25 protein-coding genes and 1 pseudogene are annotated in these 19,146 nt (G+C 53.7%); 14 read left to right on the top strand and 12 right to left on the bottom strand.

Annotated elements, in window-relative coordinates; all coding sequences use genetic code 11:
• Window positions 1-65: 65 nt before the first annotated feature.
• Both MARHY_RS09265 and MARHY_RS09260 read left to right on the top strand, forming a co-directional pair.
• Window positions 66-917 carry a LysR family transcriptional regulator gene (locus tag MARHY_RS09265; protein ID WP_014421560.1) on the top strand — a complete coding sequence of 284 codons (852 nt, stop codon included), beginning with the start codon at window positions 66-68 and terminating at the stop codon, window positions 915-917.
• A gap of 118 nt (window positions 918-1,035) precedes the next feature.
• The gene (locus MARHY_RS09260; RefSeq protein ID WP_226374314.1) at window positions 1,036-1,329 is read left to right on the top strand and encodes a hypothetical protein; all 294 of its coding nucleotides are present in this window, start codon (window positions 1,036-1,038) and stop codon (window positions 1,327-1,329) included.
• Here MARHY_RS09260 and MARHY_RS09255 read toward each other — a convergent pair.
• Window positions 1,318-2,199: a pirin family protein gene (locus MARHY_RS09255; RefSeq protein WP_014421558.1), complete on the bottom strand. Its 882-nt coding sequence runs from the start codon at window positions 2,197-2,199 to the stop codon at window positions 1,318-1,320. The two genes, MARHY_RS09260 and MARHY_RS09255, sit on opposite strands and share 12 nt — an antisense overlap.
• Window positions 2,200-2,304: 105 nt before the next feature.
• On the opposite strand from MARHY_RS09255, the gene MARHY_RS09250 reads away from it, so the two are divergent.
• From MARHY_RS09250 to MARHY_RS09240, 3 genes are all read left to right on the top strand, one after another.
• The gene (locus tag MARHY_RS09250) at window positions 2,305-3,216 is read left to right on the top strand and encodes a LysR substrate-binding domain-containing protein (protein ID WP_014421557.1); all 912 of its coding nucleotides are present in this window, start codon (window positions 2,305-2,307) and stop codon (window positions 3,214-3,216) included.
• 148 nt (window positions 3,217-3,364) lie between these two features.
• Complete coding sequence (locus MARHY_RS09245; RefSeq protein WP_014421556.1) at window positions 3,365-3,826, top strand: anthrone oxygenase family protein; 462 nt, start codon at window positions 3,365-3,367, stop codon at window positions 3,824-3,826.
• 94 nt (window positions 3,827-3,920) lie between these two features.
• The gene (locus tag MARHY_RS09240; protein WP_014421555.1) at window positions 3,921-4,613 is read left to right on the top strand and encodes a P-loop nucleotide/nucleoside kinase family protein; all 693 of its coding nucleotides are present in this window, start codon (window positions 3,921-3,923) and stop codon (window positions 4,611-4,613) included.
• A gap of 121 nt (window positions 4,614-4,734) precedes the next feature.
• Here MARHY_RS09240 and merR read toward each other — a convergent pair whose 3' ends face one another.
• The gene (merR, locus tag MARHY_RS09235; protein ID WP_014421553.1) at window positions 4,735-5,169 is read right to left on the bottom strand and encodes a mercury resistance transcriptional regulator MerR; all 435 of its coding nucleotides are present in this window, start codon (window positions 5,167-5,169) and stop codon (window positions 4,735-4,737) included.
• A 73-nt stretch (window positions 5,170-5,242) separates the two neighbouring features.
• Here merR and merT point away from each other — a divergent pair, with 73 nt between their 5' ends.
• From merT to merA, 4 genes are read left to right on the top strand one after another with little or no spacing between them, the layout of a single operon-like run.
• The gene (gene merT, locus MARHY_RS09230; protein ID WP_014421552.1) at window positions 5,243-5,599 is read left to right on the top strand and encodes a mercuric ion transporter MerT; all 357 of its coding nucleotides are present in this window, start codon (window positions 5,243-5,245) and stop codon (window positions 5,597-5,599) included.
• Between the two features lie 15 nt (window positions 5,600-5,614).
• A complete protein-coding gene (merP, locus tag MARHY_RS09225; RefSeq protein ID WP_011783481.1) occupies window positions 5,615-5,917 on the top strand; it encodes a mercury resistance system periplasmic binding protein MerP in 303 nt (100 codons plus the stop codon).
• Window positions 5,914-6,174: a mercury resistance system transport protein MerF gene (gene merF, locus MARHY_RS09220; RefSeq protein ID WP_014421551.1), complete on the top strand. Its 261-nt coding sequence runs from the start codon at window positions 5,914-5,916 to the stop codon at window positions 6,172-6,174. Before merP ends, merF begins: the two co-directional genes overlap by 4 nt.
• Complete coding sequence (merA, locus tag MARHY_RS09215) at window positions 6,116-7,570, top strand: mercury(II) reductase (RefSeq protein ID WP_206769573.1); 1,455 nt, start codon at window positions 6,116-6,118, stop codon at window positions 7,568-7,570. Before merF ends, merA begins: the two co-directional genes overlap by 59 nt.
• 282 nt (window positions 7,571-7,852) lie before the next feature.
• On the opposite strand, the gene MARHY_RS09210 is transcribed toward merA, so the two are convergent.
• From MARHY_RS09210 to MARHY_RS18570, 8 genes and pseudogenes are all read right to left on the bottom strand, one after another.
• On the bottom strand, window positions 7,853-8,575 hold the full coding sequence (locus MARHY_RS09210) for a cytochrome c biogenesis CcdA family protein (protein WP_011784772.1): 723 nt from the start codon (window positions 8,573-8,575) through the stop codon (window positions 7,853-7,855).
• Window positions 8,576-8,601: 26 nt separating this feature from the next.
• Complete coding sequence (locus tag MARHY_RS09205; protein ID WP_011784773.1) at window positions 8,602-9,078, bottom strand: hypothetical protein; 477 nt, start codon at window positions 9,076-9,078, stop codon at window positions 8,602-8,604.
• 36 nt (window positions 9,079-9,114) lie between these two features.
• Complete coding sequence (locus MARHY_RS09200) at window positions 9,115-9,546, bottom strand: c-type cytochrome (RefSeq protein WP_011784774.1); 432 nt, start codon at window positions 9,544-9,546, stop codon at window positions 9,115-9,117.
• Complete coding sequence (locus MARHY_RS09195) at window positions 9,539-10,393, bottom strand: WD40/YVTN/BNR-like repeat-containing protein (protein ID WP_011786664.1); 855 nt, start codon at window positions 10,391-10,393, stop codon at window positions 9,539-9,541. The genes MARHY_RS09200 and MARHY_RS09195 overlap by 8 nt, the downstream gene beginning before the upstream one ends.
• Window positions 10,394-10,403: 10 nt before the next feature.
• Window positions 10,404-10,916 (bottom strand): DUF411 domain-containing protein, encoded by a 513-nt coding sequence (locus MARHY_RS09190; protein ID WP_011786663.1) that lies wholly within the window; start codon window positions 10,914-10,916, stop codon window positions 10,404-10,406.
• A gap of 99 nt (window positions 10,917-11,015) precedes the next feature.
• Complete coding sequence (locus MARHY_RS09185; RefSeq protein ID WP_011784777.1) at window positions 11,016-11,321, bottom strand: hypothetical protein; 306 nt, start codon at window positions 11,319-11,321, stop codon at window positions 11,016-11,018.
• A gap of 110 nt (window positions 11,322-11,431) precedes the next feature.
• Window positions 11,432-11,740, bottom strand: coding sequence for a hypothetical protein (locus MARHY_RS18575; protein ID WP_223268882.1), 309 nt, complete (start codon window positions 11,738-11,740; stop codon window positions 11,432-11,434).
• Window positions 11,741-12,126: 386 nt separating this feature from the next.
• Window positions 12,127-12,492: pseudogene (locus tag MARHY_RS18570) on the bottom strand (Tn3 family transposase); the annotation flags it as partial.
• Window positions 12,493-13,002: 510 nt separating this feature from the next.
• Between MARHY_RS18570 and phnC the strand changes: the two are divergent.
• The 5 genes from phnC to MARHY_RS09150 are packed head-to-tail and all read left to right on the top strand — an operon-like array spanning window position 13,003 to window position 17,423.
• Entirely contained in the window at window positions 13,003-13,848 is an 846-nt protein-coding gene (gene phnC, locus MARHY_RS09170; protein ID WP_011784779.1) for a phosphonate ABC transporter ATP-binding protein, read from the top strand.
• Entirely contained in the window at window positions 13,845-14,708 is an 864-nt protein-coding gene (gene phnD / locus MARHY_RS09165; RefSeq protein ID WP_011784780.1) for a phosphate/phosphite/phosphonate ABC transporter substrate-binding protein, read from the top strand. The genes phnC and phnD overlap by 4 nt, the downstream gene beginning before the upstream one ends.
• A gap of 10 nt (window positions 14,709-14,718) precedes the next feature.
• Window positions 14,719-15,549, top strand: a complete 831-nt coding sequence (phnE, locus tag MARHY_RS09160; protein WP_011784781.1) for a phosphonate ABC transporter, permease protein PhnE — start codon at window positions 14,719-14,721, stop codon at window positions 15,547-15,549.
• 9 nt (window positions 15,550-15,558) lie between these two features.
• Window positions 15,559-16,569 (top strand): phosphonate dehydrogenase, encoded by a 1,011-nt coding sequence (locus tag MARHY_RS09155; RefSeq protein WP_011783502.1) that lies wholly within the window; start codon window positions 15,559-15,561, stop codon window positions 16,567-16,569.
• The gene (locus tag MARHY_RS09150) at window positions 16,563-17,423 is read left to right on the top strand and encodes a LysR family transcriptional regulator (protein WP_011783503.1); all 861 of its coding nucleotides are present in this window, start codon (window positions 16,563-16,565) and stop codon (window positions 17,421-17,423) included. Before MARHY_RS09155 ends, MARHY_RS09150 begins: the two co-directional genes overlap by 7 nt.
• On the opposite strand, the gene MARHY_RS18560 is transcribed toward MARHY_RS09150, so the two are convergent.
• On the bottom strand, window positions 17,338-17,907 hold the full coding sequence (locus MARHY_RS18560) for a reverse transcriptase domain-containing protein (protein WP_081432065.1): 570 nt from the start codon (window positions 17,905-17,907) through the stop codon (window positions 17,338-17,340). The genes MARHY_RS09150 and MARHY_RS18560 overlap by 86 nt on opposite strands.
• Before the next feature lie 494 nt (window positions 17,908-18,401).
• Complete coding sequence (locus MARHY_RS09145; RefSeq protein ID WP_011784782.1) at window positions 18,402-18,983, bottom strand: DUF6448 family protein; 582 nt, start codon at window positions 18,981-18,983, stop codon at window positions 18,402-18,404.
• Window positions 18,984-19,146 lie beyond the last annotated feature (163 nt).

Raw genomic sequence — 19,146 nt, 5'->3', positions numbered from 1 at the left:
CACTTACAGATGAGTTAAAGTCATCTAGAATAGCTGTGACCTGGTGGTAACTTCGGAGATTACGCGTGCAGGTATCGTTACAGGCACTGAAAGCCTTTGAGTCGGCTGCCCGCCTAGGAAGCTTCAAGTTGGCTGCAGAGGAACTCTCGCTGACGCCAACCGCTATTTCGCACCACATCGGCAACCTGGAGAATCGGTTAAACGTGAGCTTGTTTCACCGGCAGGGGAGACGGATATGCCTTACGGGAACAGGTTCAAGATTGGCAAGAGCCACCTCGGAAGGGTTCCGGAGAATTGACAGTGCTCTGGAGGAGGTGATGAAGGCGGGTAGTGGGGTCCGGGTAACGACAACATCCTCTCTGGCGGCTATGGCGCTGATTCCGTCCCAGCACGAATTTGAGCAAGCCAACCCGGATATTTCTGTCGAAATTTCGACAGGGGAGTCTGTCGAAAACCAGCCCTACACTATTCCAATCCGGCTCGGCGATGCCTCAACAGTTCAGGCAGGTGATGTCGTCAAATACGAGTCGTTCAACGTGTTTGGCGCTTATGGCAAGGCACCTCCCGCGTGGGCAAATGAGACCATTACCGTGTTTACAACCGAGTGGAAAAACAGATCGCTACCGGATCCTCCATTCGGCGCCTGGTTGAAAAAAAATGAACTGGATGGGGCCGACATAAGACTTAAGAAATTTGATCAAGAGCTTTTCGGGATCCAGCAGGCATTGGCGGAGAACGGACTGGTTTTTTGCTCGACAACGCTGGCTGCAAGGTTGTCAAAGACCAAACTTTTACAGCAGTTTGAAACTCAGCCGGTCGCATCAAACCTTTGCTATTACGTACCAAACAAGAACAGCTTCGAGACTCGCGGTGCAGTCAGGTTTCTGGAATGGATCGAAGATATCTTAAACCTATAATCTGAACGGAGAGTTCTTGGCTTGGCGTCAAATGCGCTGTAAATGCAGTCCTGTAACGTTATGGCTGCTCTGATCGTCTAAGGAATGACTATCGTTGATCAGGGGCCGGGGGGACGCCATGGCACGTTTGATGCGGGCATCGCAACAAGACAACTTGCTTTCAGAGAGTATGAAGGTGCTTTTGCGCCGGTGGTTTTATCTGAAGTTCGTTCAGAAAAAGAGCACCGTTGAATTGATGGCAACCGCCGGCGACCTCCGAAATAAGAACGCGTTGAGCATTGTGGCGCTGCTGGACGTTGATGAGCAGATGATCTCCCAAGTGATGGGTAAGAAGCAGCTCAGTTTTGTTCAGAATTGCCATGCGTACCTGAAGGGCTCAGTAACTCCCGCGGGATTGGATTCAGGGTTGTGAATCAAGGCTCCCCAATTCTCCCGCGTTATAACGAGCAACCACCTCGTCGATTTCCTGTTGAGTGCTCATTGCAAACGGACCGTGTTGAACAAAATGTTCATGGATCGTCTCACCGGAAAGCACCGCAAAATGGCTGCTTGATGAAGACTTTCCGCGTATGGTGATTGCTTCGTTCTCTGCATCATCAATCGCGCTGGACTCTCCCTGGTGGAGAGTGAACCAGTTGCCACGCACCTTATATTCGATGTCGCCTTCAACCGAATAGATCCAGGCATTAAAGCCCGTTTGAATGCGGTGTTCGAATACCGATGTTTTGTCTGCAAACCCATCAAGAATGGTGACGGGCCACACCGACGCCGCAGCCGTCTCGATGCCATTGCTTTGCCCAAGAACCAGCCGCACACGGTAGCCCTGGCCCTTCAAGGTCGGCATGTCCTCTCGCTTCACATGCAGAGAGCTCGGTGATTGGTGCTTCAGGCGGGCGGGCAAATTCACGAAAATCTGCAGTCCATGAATCGTGGCGCCTTTTCGCGGTGCCTCGTCGTGAATGGCACCGCTGCCCGCATTCAGCCAGTAGAGGTCGCCAGGGTTAATGTCGAAGTCATTCCCCAGCGAATCGCGGTTGTTGAATTTGCCTTCCGTATCTTCAAACAAAACGGTGACCGCCGAGAGGCCTGCGTGAGGGTGGGCGCCAAAGGTCGGGACCGTCATGGTGTAGTGATCCACCATGATGATTGGGTCCATCGCACCAAAGAACTGCCCGTGACGAAAACCCATACCCGTGAACCCTGAGCCTACGCTTAGTGGACTTCCCTTTACCGGAGCAAAAGCTGTCATCGAGTCATGTTGTTGAGCAACCTGATAGGTCATTGTCTTTCTCCGTTCCATATATGATCTAAAAATAATCTAGCAGCTTGGTATTTGATTAAAAACGGCTAAAATCTGAACTATTCGTTCCATATTTAGGACGAAAATATGAGCATTGACCTGAACGACTACTTCTATTTCGTGCATGTCGTTGAAAAGAAGGGGTACACCGCGGCGGCAAAAGCATTGGACATGCCCAAGTCGCGATTGAGCCGACATGTTGCTCAGTTGGAAGAACGCCTTGGTGTGAGGCTGCTTCAGAGAAGTTCCCGCAATGTCGTCGTTACCGAAGAAGGGAAGAGCTTCTACCAGCATGCTCGAAAGCTTGTTGACCAATTCGAAATGGCTGAAGCAGCAATGGACAATAGAGGTGGAAGCCTTTCAGGAAAGGTTGTGATCAGTTGTTCGCTGGGTGTGGCGCAATTTGTTCTGTTCGATATCGTGACTGATTTCGCCAGGCTGCACCCGAAAGTGCTTATCGAACAACGCGTCACTAACTCCATGGTCGACTTGATTACCGAAGGAGTAGACATCGCTATTCGTGGCCACAGTGGCGAATTGCCTGATTCGAGCTTGATACAGCGGTTAATCGCCAATGTGGAATGGCAGTTTTATTGCTCGCCTGGTTATCTGGAGCAACTAGAACAACTGCAGACACCCTATGATTTAGCCAGTTGTAGTTTCTTAAAGGTGGGGAGAGCCGGCGCGAAAGAGGCGATTCCCTTGCAGCACAAAGATGGTCTTCGAACCCACCAGAATACCCATATCGTTCTTTGTTCAGAGGATATGTCGACAATTAGGCAAGCCGCAATCGAGGGCCTGGGCGTTACTGCATTGCCTGATTATGTCTGCAGAGCACCCGTTGAAGCCGGCCAGCTCGTTCGGGTATTGCCAGACTGGGTATCCCAGTACGCAAGCCTCAGTCTGTTGATGCCATCACGGGTGGGTGTACCGCCGCATACAAAAGCTTTAGCCGAGTTCATTCGAGAGCGGCTGCCATTAGCTGTGAGGCCGCAATAGGCGGAGAAGGGTTGAGGCTGTGCTTGAAGTTGGCACCCTCTGCACAAACTTTGGCATGTTGCGGCAATAACATCCGACATGGTTCTACGAAAATTGGCTTGTCCCTAAACCAACTAAAGTTCATTGCCAGTCTTACAGGAGCCATATTATGAATTTGCTTGAACTCGCACTGATCGTGGCGACATTGCTGTGTGCCGTGATGGCTGGGTTTGTCTTCTCCTTTGCATCGGTTGTTATGCCAGGAATTGGAAACTTGACGGACAAGGAATTCATCCGCGCATTTCAGGCTATCGACGGTGTGATCCAGGCCGGTAATCCTGTTTTTGGTCTTGTGTGGGTAGGATCAGTCTTTGCTCTAGTGGCGGCGGCCATTCTGGCGGTCCTGCAACACGACGGCATAGTGCCAACCTTGGTTGTTGCCAGTGCTATCGCCTATATTATCGGCGTACAACTCCCAACATTTCGAATCAATGTTCCGCTAAATAACGCCTTACAAACGTTGAATGTAGACGACATGGATGAACTCATGCTCGACTCAGCGCGGCTGATCTTTCGAATATCGCTGGGTACGATGGAACCTGATCAGGACTGTGTTCGCCTCCGTGGTTAGTGTTTTATTGATGTTTGTTCTGCTGTGGCTTTGAAACCCGATGTAAGTAAAGTCTCGAGCCATCGAATTCCACGTTTGATTTCAGGGTTAGGCAATGAATCCATTAGGCACGTTAATCTTTTTCTGTGGAAAGATGGGCGCCGGTAAAAGTACTTTGTCTCGCAAGATCGCTCGACGCCGGGGAGCCGTGCTTATTTCAGAGGATGAGTGGCTTGCCGCTTTATATCCGGGTGAGATCAACGAATTCAATGACTACATCAGTTATTCATCTCGTCTAAAGCCGGTCCTGAGGTCACATGTCGAGCAACTGCTCATGACTGGGGTTTCTGTGGTACTGGATTTTCCCGGCAATACCCGGAAGCAGAGAGCCTGGTTCAAAGATATATACTCGCAGCGCGGGATACCTCATGAACTGCATTATTTGTCGGTAGACGATGAGGTTTGTTTAAAGCGGCTGAAACAGCGACAAAAAGAACAACCTGAACGAGCACAGTTCGATACGGAGGAGGTTTTCAGGCTCGTGACTGGCTACTTTGAGCCGCCTGATGAGGCGGAAGATTTCAACTTAATGGTTGGACGACCACAGAAAGTACTAAACCTCCGCCACCGTAATTCAGTGACTTACCCTCCAGAATCCACACAAAGTGCTAAACAGACTTCAAGCAGATTCGAGAATAGGGCGCTCATTCCAGTTTCCACGCAAAGTGCTAAATTTGGCGTCCGGCTCAGAGTTCGGAATAGTCACACTGGAACGGAAAGGTTGTGGGCCAGCCACAAACCCTTTTAGCAGGGGGCGCAATCTTAAACAAAAGCGAACGTTCGCGCACCTCGGTTCGATAAATCTGCCTATCTTTTCGTAGTGTCCGCAGTGACGGGGTAGAGCCTCAAGAGGTCGATTGGTTCAGAAGCTAATCCCTTTGGCTTTTTGTTCCAATGTCTCCCTCATGTAGAGATGCAATGAGCGGGCACGCGATGCTGTCCGGCTGTGCGTGGCATTGACTGACCATGTCGCTCAGAGCCTTCTCAATTTTGACCAGCCTTTCGATCTTTTCACGCACATCCTTCAGCTTGTGCTCGGCGAGCGCACTGGCTTCCTGACAGTGAGTGCCATCTTCCAACCTTAAAAGGTCGCCGACCTCGTCGAGACTGAAACCCAGCTGCTGCGCCGTTTTAACAAATGTCAGCCGATCAATATCGGCGGAACCGTAGCGTCGAATACCACCTAGAGGTCGTTTGGGTTCCGACAACAGACCTCGCCGCTGGTAATAGCGGATCGTCTCGACATTTACATTGGCCGCCTTGGCCAAGCCGCCAATAGTCAGTGAACTGGCTTTAACCGACATACTGCTTGACTCCGTACTTGACTACGGAAGTAACCTTATCGCATCGAGTCCATGGGCAACAGGTGTCAACGTCATGTCGAAATTCAAATCTAAATCCGGAGGTGCTTCTCTCGCTGTCGGGGGCATGGCTGGACTTCTCGCCTCGGCGTGCTGTCTCGGGCCATTGGTACTTATCACTCTGGGCGTTTCCGGTGCCTGGATCGGCAACCTGACAGCTTTGGAGCCCTATCGACCGCTGTTCATTGGCGCGGCCACCTTCGCCATGTTCTTTGCCTGGCGACGAATCTATCGCCCTGTAGAGCAATGCTCACCCGGTGAAACGTGTGCGATCCCTCAAGTCCGAAAGACCTATAAGGTGATCTTTTGGGTAGTTACGGCTCTGGTACTGGTCGCATTAGTGTTCCCTTACATTTTGCCTCTATTCTACTAAACGGAGATTTTTCTCATGCGTAAACAGTTTGTACTTGCCATGTTCCTCACTTTGCTCAGCATGTCCTCCTGGGCTGCGTCTCAAACAGTAACTCTCTCGGTGCCTGACATGACCTGTGCCGCGTGTCCGATCACCGTCAAGTTGGCCTTAAGTAAGGTGGAAGGGGTGTCGCAAGTTTCCGTGAGCTACCCTGATCGAGAAGCCGTCGTCACCTTTAACGATGCGCTCACTTCCATAGAGGCGCTCACCGAGGCCACGAGCGACGCTGGTTACCCCTCCACTCCCACGGCCTCAGAGGCGACTCCGGAGGGGCAATGAAGAATCCGAAGAACCTGCTCAGGGTCGGCATAGTAGGGACTATTCTGGTTGCACTATGCTGCTTCACACCGATTCTGGTCATTTTGATGGCCACCGTGGGACTGGCCGCCCTGACGGGCTATCTCGACTATGTGCTTCTTCCGGCACTGGCGGTATTCATCGGCCTGACGGTTTATGCGTTCTGGCGGAAAAAGCACTATGACGCCAGCTACGAGAGCAACTTCAAAGCTCCAAGGAGTTTCCCGAGTGAAAAATGACAACAAACTGCATATTGCGGTAATCGGCAGTGGTGGTGCCGCCATGGCGGCTGCCCTGAAGGCAACAGAGCGCGGTGCCCGCGTCACCCTGATTGAACGTGGGACTGTCGGCGGCACCTGCGTAAATGTTGGCTGCGTGCCCTCGAAGATTATGATTCGTGCAGCACATATCGCGCACCTGCGAAAAGAAAGCCCGTTTGACGCGGGCATCAGTGCTGAGGCTCCTCAGGTAGACCGAGCAAAACTGCTTCAGCAACAGCAGGCACGAGTGGAGGAGCTGCGTGACACCAAGTACGAAAAGATACTTCGAGAACACAAGGACATCACAGTCCTGAACGGTGAGGCCCGGTTTGTCGATACCAATAGCCTGGTAGTCACGCTGGCTGAGGGTGGTGAAAAACCGGTTCATTTTGATCGCGCCTTTATTGGAACCGGAGCCAGACCGGCAGAGCCGCCAATAACGGGGCTGGCAGACACTCCTTACCTGACATCAACCAGTGCCTTGGCGCTGGATACCGTTCCCAAACGGCTGATCGTGATTGGTGCCGGTTTCGTTTCCTTGGAATTGGCTCAGGCATTCGACAGACTCGGCAGCAAGGTTACCGTTTTAGCCCGGAGCCGTGTGTTGTCCAGCGAAGATCCTACGATCGGAGAGGCCATAGAGGCGGCTTTTAAACGGGAAGGGATTGAGGTGCTTCGCCAGACCACGCCCAGCAACGTGGACTATAGCGACAACGAGTTTATCGTCGAGACGCCTGCCGGCACCTTGCGAGCCGACCAACTACTGGTGGCGACCGGTCGAACGCCCAATACCGAGGCCCTGAACCTGGCGAGCATTGGCGTGGAAACTTCACGCGGCGCAATTCAGGTGGATGAGCATCTGCAAACCACGGTCACCGGAATATACGCTGCTGGTGACTGCACCAATCAACCGCAGTTTGTCTATGTCGCAGCTGCCGCAGGCAGCCGAGCCGCCGTCAACATGACGGGAGGCGAGGCCAAACTCGACCTCAGTGCCATGCCCGGGGTCATGTTCACCGATCCTCAAGTCGCCACCGTTGGCCTCACTGAAGCCGAAGCAGTTGCTCGGGGTTATAGCGTGGACACCAGGCTGCTCGACTTGGAAAACGTGCCGCGTGCGCTAGTAAACTTTGACACCCATGGATTTATTAAAATGGTAGCAGAGCGCAGCACAGGCCGTTTGCTCGGGGTGCAGGTTGTCGCAGCGGAAGGCGGTGAAATTATCCAAACGGCAGTGATGGCGTTACGAGCAGGTTTGACCGTTCAGGAAATCGGCGATGACTTGTTCCCTTATCTGACCATGGTTGAAGGACTCAAACTCTGTGCGCAAACGTTCACCAAGGATGTAAAGCAGTTGTCCTGCTGTGCCGGTTAATCGCTCCGGCTCTGGTCAACGCGAGCACTGTCCAAAATTTGAACGTTCGCTTTGCGACCCCTGGTCACATTCCGGGCTCTGAACAAAAGCGAACGTTCACCATCCTCCACTGCGAAGCGGTTTTTAATCTAGTCCTGAAGAACAATGAGCCGCTTCAATCGTTCGGCAATGCAAAACCATTAGTTAACGAAATGGCAGCCCCATTTGTTCATGAAACCTGTTTATACGCAGTATTTGAGTATGAAGCCATGGACCGCTCCCTGTAGTTTGGCTGTAGGAAGCTCAACCAAGCCTTCCGAGAACCGGAAACGTCGACAACATCCACGACGCAAAGAGTGTCATCCGACCGGTGAGCACCATTACTCCCATTACAACGAGCACCAAGCCAGCAAGCGCTCTCAGTAGTCTACTCCAGCGACTGAGCCAGCGTACTCGTTGCCGAAAGTGTTCAATAAACAGGGCAGTTCCGAGAAAAGGGAGAGCTAACCCGAACGAATACGCCGCCAGATACAGCATGCCAGCCTCAGCATTGGCATGGGTGGAGCTGAGCGCCAATATGGCCCCGAGTATGGGGCCTATACAGGGTGTCCAGCCGATGGCAAACGCGATGCCCAGGAGGAAGGCGGCAGTGGGGCGCCCGCCTTCAAGAGACTGCCCAATGCGCCAGTCCCGCTGTAACGCCGGCATGCTCCACCAACCCAACATAAACAGGCCCATTAACACGATGAGCACGCCAGCCACCAGGTTGGCCTCTTCACGATAAGCCATCAGCCATTGCCCAAGAACACTGGCGCTTGCTCCCAGGGCAACGAATACGAGACTGAACCCCATCACGAAACAAAGACTCAGCCAGAACGCCTTCAACCGATTTGAAGCCTCAGTCAGAGCGCCTCCGGTAACAACCGACAGGTAGCCGGGAACCAAGGGTAAAGTACAGGGTGAGAAAAACGACACGAGACCTCCGGCAAACGCGGCGGCAATTCCCCAGGTTGCAAGATCAGGCATTCAGCCCCCTAAGTTTTGTTAGTTCGTTAAACCGCCCAGAAATCAAATTTGATGCCTTCCTTGGACGTGCCGTTGTCGATGATGGCCCGTGCGCGCCATAGCATTTTGCCGGTACCGCATTCCGGCAGGGTAATGGTTCCCTGGTAAACACCCTGGGTATGCGGTAACAGCTGGGTGCGGACCACGCCCATGTACATTTCAAGCCCTTCGAAATCCACGATCAGGGAGTCGGCTGTCACGTTGCCGAGATACACACGGATGGGAATCTCTGTCATCGATTCGATGGCTTCATTACCTAAGCCGACTGTGATGGTTTGATCGCCCTTTCGCCCGATACACTGACCTTTGAAAGGTGCGCATCCCTCGGTGGCGTAAAAGGTAACACCGGCATCCAGATCAGGCTTCAGGTACTGTGGCAGCACGAAGATTGCTGTGACCACAATGCTGAAACCGATGAGGCCGAATAACCATGACCACTTCTTAAAAAGCTGTTTCAATGCCATTTTCCAGTTACCAAAGACTTGAGGGAGGGTTGTTCGTTATTCCTGACTTTCGTTAGGTTGATAGCGGCGCTGGTCCTCGGTCCAGAGTGTTTTCAGGTAGTTGATCACCGACTGAATTTCCTGGTCGGTGAGGGTGTCCTCAAATGCTGGCATGGTCAGGCGGTCTGTTTTGTTGAAGGGATGCCGCCATCCCTCGGCAATCATCCTGAACAGCATGGCATCACTGTGGCGCCAGGTGTGGCCTGTCTCATCGTGAGGCGGTGGCGGCATTTCGCCTTTCTCATCCGGTTTGTTCCAGTCGGCCGCACCTTCACCCTGCCATCCGTGGCAAGCGGCGCAGTATTGCTCATAAATCTGGCGGCCCTCGGTTACTCCGGCCGGCACGCTGCCACTGTCTGTTGGCGCGCCCCCCGCCATCACAAGGGCCGGGGCAACGAGCAAGACCAGCGGGAAAGACCACTTATTCATAAACAGGAACCCATTCGCCAGAGGCGTTCTGCGAAAGCAACTCTCCGTTTTCAGTGCCGACCACGAGTCTTTCCGTGGGCGAGAACGTCAGAGCGGTCACCGCTTGGGGTATCTCAAGGCCAGCCCAGGTTTCGCCACCGTCAGAACTGCGGTGAAGTTCCCCCTCGATCACGGCGTAGACGTTTTCCGGGGCCCAAGGATCGTAATCAATGGCGGAAACAGTTCCTCGCAATTCGCCGGCATCGCCCCAGAAGCAGAAACAGTCCATGGATCGGGCCACACCGCGGGTGGTGCCGGCGAACAGCCAGCCACTTTCCATGCTGCCTGGCATATCGGAGTGCAGGAAGGCCTGCACCGGCTCCCGAGGGCCATTGTCTACCTTCACCCATTCGGCACCGTCGTCCCTGGATCGGAACATGCCGCCGTCACCGAGATAGGCGTAGAGCGTATCCGGTTGGGTGGCGTGGGCGGCAATCGCCGTGACACCCAGGTCCGGCAGGGTGTCATTGAGGGATTGCCAACGCTTGCTGGCCTCGTCATAGCGCCAGATGCCAAGGCCAGGCCCTGCCAGGTACAGGCTTTCGTCTCCGCCCTTTGCCATGGACCGGGGCTGGGCGCCGGAATCGGACGGTGGCAGGGGGATCTCGGTAGTGTTCTGGCTATCCAGGGCAAACAGACCGCTCTGCCGAAGCACCAGCAAAGCGCCAGATGAGTCCGTCGTCAGCGCTCTCACTGCTTGGCCCTCATTCACAGACTGGGCTTGAACCAGGGTCGGCATGACAGCCACGAACGCGAACAGAAAAAGTCTGGAGACTGCTGAATTCAGGCGGGAAACCATTGCTCTCATAGGGCTGACCTCAGTAATCCTTGTGCTCACGGAAAACCTGTTGCTGGCCATTGGCGTTAAAGGCAATGACCTGGTAATCGTCCTTCCGGCCGGTTTCCATGCCAGGGGTGCCATGGGGCATTCCGGGTACAGACAAGCCGGCCGTGTTGAATTGCGGATCCTCAAGGTAGGCCAGGATGTCATTGGCCGGCACATGCCCCTCAATCACCAGATCATCAACCAGTGCGGTGTGGCAGGACGCCATATCGCGTGGCACGCCATGCTGCTGTTTAATTTCATTAAGGTTGTCGGTTTCAACGATTCGGGTGTCAAAGCCATTGGTCGCGAGGTGCTCGGCCCAGGACTGGCAGCAACCGCAATTGGGGCTCTTGTAGATGGTGATGGTTTGGCCTGCCTCTTCACTCTCGGTTAGAGAAGCCGACGGCTGGGCGGATTCGTCGGCCTGGAGGGCCAATGTGGTGGCGCCAGCGCCGATAACGATAGCGGCTATACCCGTATACAGGGCGAGTTTCTTGGTCTTCATGGGAAATCCTCGTTTGTAATCGCTTATGGGCAGTGCAGGGCTCGGGGGTGCACATGCATCCCCGGCCCAGAGCTTCAGTTCATGAGGGTGCCCAAATGGTTATTTGGCGCCGGTGTCTTTGTCTTTCATGCCACCAGGCATGCCATCGTCGCTATGAGCCTGCATCATCTTCATGCAAGCCTCGGTCATGGCTTTACGGTCTTCCGGGGACATATCTGACATCATGTTCATCATCCCCATCATGCCGCCCATACCCTCCATACCGTGCGAGGACATCATGCGGCTGTGTTCGGAATGACCAGCCATCATGCCGGCGCCTTCGCCATGGGCAAGGGCAGAGAAAAGGGCGACGCTGCCGGCCAGAACGGCGGCGGTTACGGTGAGCTTGAGATTTGAATTACGCATTTGATTCACTCCAGTTAAAGCCTCGTTACGGATGAACGGAAGTACGAGACTTTGTTGCAAGAATTAACTTCAAAGAGCTTGCCGCGATGGGCAAAAACCCGGGTTAAAACTCAGGAGTGATGTTCTGGAGGGGGTGTAATAGAGGCCAGGAACGGATTCTGGTAAAGGGCCGCTCGGCCGATCAACACCGTTTGGGAACCGGTGTCGGTAAAACCGATAGAATGCCCCGGTAGTAGGGCAAAGCTTACGTTGACGCCGCATTTGACCGGCCCAGTGGCGCTTGGACAGGCCATTTCCGGGGCGGAAACACAATCCGGTTCTGTGTCTGAGGAGTAAGCGGTGTCTTCAGTCTGGTCCATCATCATGGTGCCGCAATCCGCCATCGCTGGCTCCGCCTGGCCGCCTGCTACTTTTGACAAAGCAAACGCCGGCGCGCTGATCACAAGAAGCAGTGATAGCAATAGGGAGATGATTGGGCGGTTCTTTGCGGACATCCTGATCTTTAGCACCAAGCTTTGAGGACATGAGCTCTGACATGCAATTACTCTGTCAGTTCCGAAGATCTTAGCACTTTTCTATTCCCAAAACACACTCGCCCGGTCGGAAAGGGAGTGGACTTTCCGATGACTAGCTGAACGTCTTATTTTGGCGCGGAGGAGGACTGGCAACAGTGGCGTTTGGCTAATCGGGCGAATACGACGGAGTGTCATCTCGCAGACATTCAAAGGCTCGACGAAGGATTACGCGTGGTTGAAGGGATGGGGGACAGAATGGGGTCAGCTCACGAAACGGAAAAAATCGTACGCTAAGACCTCTGCAGTGTTCGTAACGATCGGTACTTTCCTTGTTCGACCTGTTTGTCCTGCTGCCAGATATAGTCGCCGGTCAGGTTGATGTGCTCCCAGCCCAAGGGAGAAAGATGCCGCAGAAGCGTCTCGTCGATATCCCGGCCGTCTTCGCGCAGTGCTTGAACCGCCCGCTCCATATAAACCGTATTCCAAAGGATAATAGCGCTGACGACGAGATTGAGTCCGCTTGCACGGTAGCGTTGATTCTCGTAACTGCGATCGCGGAGTTCACCGAGCCGGTTCAGGAAGACGGCACGAGCCAGCGCGTTCTTAGCCTCGCCCTTATTCAAACCAACCTGCACGCGGCGACGCAGTTCGACGTTTGCAAAAATTGCCACGACTATTGAAATCGTTTTTTGGCCATCCGGATTTGGCTTATATCTCCGGGTAATGTTCGCTTACTTTATTTCGAATTAGTAAGTGCAAGGCTGTCCTTGCCCACCCTTAAGGCCACACCTTGAATTGCTGCCCGTTTCCAGATCCACCCCACCATAGTCAGCACCTGGAAGCGCGACCTATTGGAGAGCGCGTCCGACCTCCTCGAAGGCAAGAGTATAGTCGGTAAGCAATTCGATGAACTCAGCACGGACGAACTGTACCGTGAGATTCGCCGACTGACGGTGGAACGCAATTTTTGTTGCTTAAGCTCCTGGGTGGCTCGTTCCACTTTGGCTGAGCTCCATGTATTTCACAGAGCCCTTCGGAAAATCCTTGCGAACCAAAAGCACTTCATCAACCTGTCACGTCAGTGACACGACAGTGTCATCTCTCAGCTTTACCGTTCAATTGTAACTCGCAATACGGCGAGCTTATTTATTGCAAAAGGTGATCCTGTGGCGCCAACTCAATCAACCAATGTGATGCTTCGAGTCGAGAGTATGGGCGTAACCTACCCGGGAAACGTCCTCGCGCTCAAACCCACCAACGTTCACTTTCACAAGGGCGAATTCACCGTGCTACTGGGACTTTCAGGCGCGGGTAAATCCACTCTGCTTCGTTCACTGAATCACCTGGTTAAGCCCACAACCGGGAAGGTTGTGTCTGGCGAGTTTGGTGAACTGACCAACCGTAGAATCCTGCGACAGCACCGCAGCCGCACCGCCATGGTGTTCCAGCATCACCAGCTGATCGAACGATACACCGCGTTACAGAATGTGCTGACAGGCAGACTTGCGTATCACGGTACTTGGCGAAGCCTGCTTCCCCTGCCCCGGCAGGACCTGGAGTTGGCTCTGCAATGCCTCGACCGCGTAGGTCTGGCTGACAAAGCGCTTTCCCGAGTAGATCAGTTGTCCGGCGGCCAGCAGCAGCGGGTTGGAATCGCCAGAGCATTGGTGCAGCAACCATCCATGATTCTTGCCGATGAGCCCGTTGCCAGCCTGGATCCGGCCACTTCTGAAAAGGTACTCGGCCTACTGCGCGATATTTGTCAGGAAGATGGAATCACCGCGGTTATTTCCTTGCACCAATTGGAATACGCCCAGCGTTTTGCAGACCGGATCATCGGCCTTTCGAACGCTCATATCGTTTTTGACGATGCTCCTGAAAACCTGAAATCGAAACACCTGGACGAGATTTACCACCGTTCACCCAGCGTGGTAGCTGCGGAAGGCAAACCAGCCATCCATAAACCTAAGACCACCCCGATAACGACAGACGTACTGGAGATAGCACAATGAAGACAATGATTCACTCTTTGCTGGCTCTGATAATGATGCTCGGCATCCATTGGTCAGCCCATGCCGCAGATACAGACCCTGATCTTTTGAAAGTTGCCTTGCTGCCGGATGAGAACGCGTCAGAACTGATCAAGCGAAACCAACCTTTGAAGGATTACCTGGAAACCACTCTTGGTAAGGAAGTAGAACTGATTGTTACCACCGATTACTCCTCCATGATCGAAGCCATGCGTTTTGGCCGAATTGACCTGGCTTACTTTGGTCCGTTGTCCTATGTGATGGCCAAGAGTAAGAGTGACATTGAACCCTTTGCCGCCATGGTGGTAGACGGGAAGCCGACTTATCGCTCCATCATTATTGCCAATGCGGACTCTGGCGTTGGCTCCTTCGCGGATATCAAAGGCAAGAAAATGGCCTACGGTGACCGCGCATCCACTTCCAGCCACCTGATCCCCAAGACCGTACTCCTTGAGAAGGCAGAGCTCGAAGCCGGAAAGGACTATGAGGCTCATTTCGTCGGTAGCCATGACGCTGTTGCGGTTAACGTCGCCAATGGCAATGCCGACGCCGGAGGGTTGTCCGAAGTTATCTTCGAGCATGTGATGGACCGCGGTTTGATTGATCGGAGCAAGGTCAAAGTGCTGGGCTACAGCGGTGACTTTCCTCAATACCCCTGGGCCATGCGTTCGAACCTGGCCCCTGAGCTGAAGAGCAACATTCAGAAAGCCTTTCTGCAGATCGATGACCCGGAGATTCTCGACAACCTGAAGGCTGAGGGATTCGCGGCAATTACCGACGAAGATTACGATGTCATCCGCGCTATGGGTGGCCTGCTCAATCTTGATTTCGCAAAAATGTGAGGAGTGCCCCATGAACTATACAACGACGGAACCGGCGACTCTGTCGCCGGCCCCGTCGGCCTCCGTGCTGGATGAGCACGCGAAAGGCTGGCGGAAAAAACTCGGACAGTCGCTGTTAGTGCTGCTCATCATTTTTGTCGCAAGTTGGTACGTAGGGCTGCTCAATTTCAATACACTTGCCAATGGCGTGCCAGCCATAGGCACACTCATTGGCGAATCTCTTCCACCTGACTTCACCAATGTGGCCAGCTGGGTGTCGCCGTTAATCGACACGCTTGCGATGAGCATTGCCGGTACTGCCATTGCAGTAACCTTGTCTGTGCCACTGGCATTCCTGGCTGCGCGCAACACCTCTCCACATCCGGTGGTGTTCCAAGTAACTCGAACCCTTTTAAACGGTTTGCGTTCAGTCCCGGAACTGATCATGGGCATCATCTTCGTGGCTGCTGTTGGTTTTGGGGCGTTGCCTGGCGTACTGGCGCTCGGTCTTCACTCCATTGGCATGGTTGGAAAGTTTTTTGCCGAAGCGATTGAGCATGTAGATGAGGCGCCAGTGGAAGCGGCCGATGCTGCCGGCGCTACTCGCTTGCAGGTGCTCTATCACGCCGTGCTGCCACAAGCACTTCCTCAATTCGCGGACGTGTCCATTTATCGCTGGGAATACAATTTCCGTGCCTCGACCGTAATGGGCATGGTGGGTGCCGGTGGTATTGGCTTCGAATTGATGGGCTCGCTGAGAATCATGCAGTATCAGGAAGTCAGCGCCATTCTCATTGTCATCTTGTTGATGGTCACCGTCGTGGACAGTCTCAGTGGCCGCCTTCGTAAGAAATTCAAATAAGGAACGTCGATGAAACCCAAGGTTGTGATAACCCATAAGATCCATGACAGTGTTCTGGATGAACTTGCCCAAGATTGCGAGCTGGTCACCAACCAATCCGGCGCCACGTTGCCCCAGGAGGAAGTGGCTGCGCGCGTTGCAGACGCTGATGCGATGATGGCGTTCATGCCAGACCGAGTTGGAGTGGAGTTCCTACAGGGGTGTCCGCGCTTGAAGGTGATTGGTGCAGCCCTGAAAGGCTATGACAACTTTGATGTGGATGCCTGCACGCGTCATGGGGTTTGGCTGACATTTGTACCGGATTTGCTAACCGTGCCTACTGCAGAGCTAACGGTCGGGCTGACGATCAGTCTCACCCGACAAGTCAAGGCGGCGGACCACTTCGTTCGATCCGGTGAATTTACTGGCTGGACACCACGCTTCTATGGGCAGGGGATCGAAGGCTCACGGATTGGTATTGTGGGTATGGGGGCCATCGGCCAAGCGGTGGCGCAGCGCCTGAACGGATGGGGAGCGGATTTAATCTATTCCCAGCCGGAACGTTTACCCGTGCAGCATGAGCAGGCACTGGGTTTGTCCCATACTCCCCTCAAGATGCTGCTGGCCCAGTCAGATATTGTGATCCTGGCACTGGCGCTCAATGAGCAAACCCTCCACACCATTAATCGCGAAACGCTAACAGGAATGAAACCGGGCGCATTCCTTATCAATCCCTGCCGTGGATCTGTGGTGGATGAGGGTAGTGTTCTGCAAGCGCTTCAATCCGGTCAGTTGGGGGGGTACGCCGCTGATGTGTTTGAGATGGAAGATTGGGCGAGAGAAGATCGTCCGAGGGAGATCGCCCAGGGGCTCAGGGCCCACCCCAACACGCTGTTTACTGCTCACATCGGATCGGCAGTCAGCCAGGTGCGTCTGGCTATCGAGCAACGCGCTGCTCGGAACATTCTGCAAGTGCTTCGGGGTGAGCGGCCGGGTGATGCGATCAATGATCCCAGTGGCCGCGAGAGCGGCCCATGCTGAATCTTGTCTGGCTGAAGAGTTTCGTGGCGGTGCTGGACCACAACGGGTTTCAGGCCGCAGCCCGCCAGTTGGACATCGCACAACCCACACTGTCCCAGCACCTTCAAAAACTCGAAAACCAACTTGGCGTTTTATTGGTCCACAGGGGGCGCTCTGGCTGTGAGCCAACCCGGGCTGCCTTAACCTTGTTGCCTTTTGCCCGAAGTCTGCTCCGGCTGGAGGAGCAGGCGAGATCTTCCATTATGGAGGCTCGACTTCGCGTTGGGGCGAGCTCCAATATTGGGATTTATATGCTCCAGCCCTACATCCGTCGTTACAAGGAGCTGGGCGTAGGGCCCGAGGTGGATGTGGTAATAGATTCCAATCCGACTATTGCACGGCATTTATCGGACGGTGAGCTGGACGTGGCGATTATGGAGTGGTGGCATGATCTACCCGGATTCCATGCTCAGGCGTGGCGTAACGAGCCCGTTGTTCTAATCGTTCCGCCTGGTCACCCGTTAGCCCGTCGAACCGATATCGACCGCGATACGCTGTCTAACATGGCTCTGATCGGCGGCGAACCCGGCACCGGCACTGGCCGGCTTTTGGCGACCTACTTCGGTGAGCATGGGCCATTTCCGACGGTATCTATGCAGCTGGGTAGCACCGAAGCCGTCAAGCAAGCGGTTAAGGTCGGACTTGGCGCATCGTTGGTGCTTGAAAGTTCTGTACGGGAGGAGGTCCAAAATGGAAGTCTGGTGGCTATTCCCGTGAGTGAGCCTGGCCTTAGCAAGGAGCTGATGGTGATTTATCCGAGCAGCCTGGACAAACACAGGCCAGTATACTCGTTTGTTGGGCATCTCTGTGAATAGCTATTGGGTCCACCTCACGCATATCTAGCTGGGAATGCAGATACTGAGCCTCACGCTCACTTCGACAACGCAGTATTCCGTCATCTGCATATCGGCAGAATGGGATATCCGGATGACGAACGGTCAGCCAACGATCCAATGCATAATGCAGAAACAGGTTTGCCAGAACTGGCGATAACGGGCCACCTTGTGGTGTGCCAACGTTCCGTCGTTCCTGCTTACCATCTTTCGTCTGCATCGGTGCCGTTAGCCAGCGCCTCACATACAGCAGCACCCAGGATTCAGAGCAATGGTGGTCAAGAGCCTTGAGCAATAGCTCATGATCAATATGATCAAACAAGCCACGGATGTCATACTCCAGCACCCAGTCCCTTTCCCAGCACCGCTTTCGCGTGATCACAAGCGCATCATGCGCGGATTTCCCGCACCGATACCCGTACGAGTCCACATGAAAGACAGGTTCCAGGATAGGTTCCAGCGTCATAGTAACCACAGTTTACGCTATACGATCGCTAACCGTGGGTACCCCGAGCAATCTTTCTCCTCCACTTTTCTTCGGAATTGGAACTGCTTTGACGGACGGTGGGAAATAGCTGCCGGAGGACATCCGATTCCAAATTAGATAGAGGTTCTTACTCAAGTCTCGATCAAAGTCCTGAATCGTCTGGCCATCTACACCGGCCGCACCTCGATTTGATTTAACGCGCTGATACGCCTTCCATACCTGGCGCTTGGAATTTTTTTCTCTAATTGCGGAAATACCGAAATTAGATAAAACACAGCACGCCCCTCAGTTAGTAATATGGCTGCCCGATATCCCGGAATGATTATGAAGCGGAGATTGGTGTTGGCTTCATTTATGTTTTTTGATGCGCCTTAATAGAATGATGGTACCAATTCAGCCGAAGGCGAAACTGGAAATGAATACAACGGCAAAGCAGGCCGTCAGCCTGCTTTGCGTCTGCGTGAAGATAGGAATTAGTGCCCCTGCCCTCCAGCAGCGCCATGCACGCCCTCTATATAGTGAATGTAATTGACGTAGTCAGCGACAAAGGCACGCCCCTTATCGCTGCTTTGATCAGCCATGGCCCTTGCACGCTGAGCCTCATGATAACGCTCACGAATACCGTTCTCGATCTTGCGGGTTATATTTGCCACGAGGCGATCAATTTGCCCGTTTTCCAACGCCGCATCCGCCGCCATTAAACCCGGATCAATCTGTCCGGAAGGCTTGATGCCGGTAAAGGGTGCGCCTTCGGAGGCACGATGAACCTCAACGAGCGTCGAGAACAGATGCTGATCGGCAATGTTTTTCGCAGTTTCGCTTTGCCCGCGGACTTGGCGCACATCGGCGAATACCCTTTTGATTTCGGCCTCATCCTTTGCCGGCACCCATTTGAGCAAGGGCTTAACATTGCCTGACTCCAGTGCCGCACGGGCTTCGGTAATCACGGGACCGTCCAGAGCATCACAATGAGCTTGGGCGCTACCGGCAAACATCAGGCTGAAGATTGCTGCGGCCACTGCGGGAACAGCGGTTTTGCGTAATTTGGTTTTCATACATGACCTCTTCATATTGCGTTGAGCTTCACGAGCACCGGGTTTGGTGTCGCTTGGCAATCAGAGTACGGAAGGGAGGTCAAAGAAGCGTTCTCAGGTACGAAACCGAACCGATTCCATGGTTTGGAAATAAAATATATAATTCAAAAGGATAGAGGTTTCA

This window comes from Marinobacter nauticus ATCC 49840 (assembly GCF_000284615.1).
GTDB classification, from domain to species: domain Bacteria; phylum Pseudomonadota; class Gammaproteobacteria; order Pseudomonadales; family Oleiphilaceae; genus Marinobacter; species Marinobacter nauticus.
The sequence above is the reverse complement of the archived record's forward strand: the minus strand, read 5'-3'. Positions and strand labels throughout refer to the sequence as shown.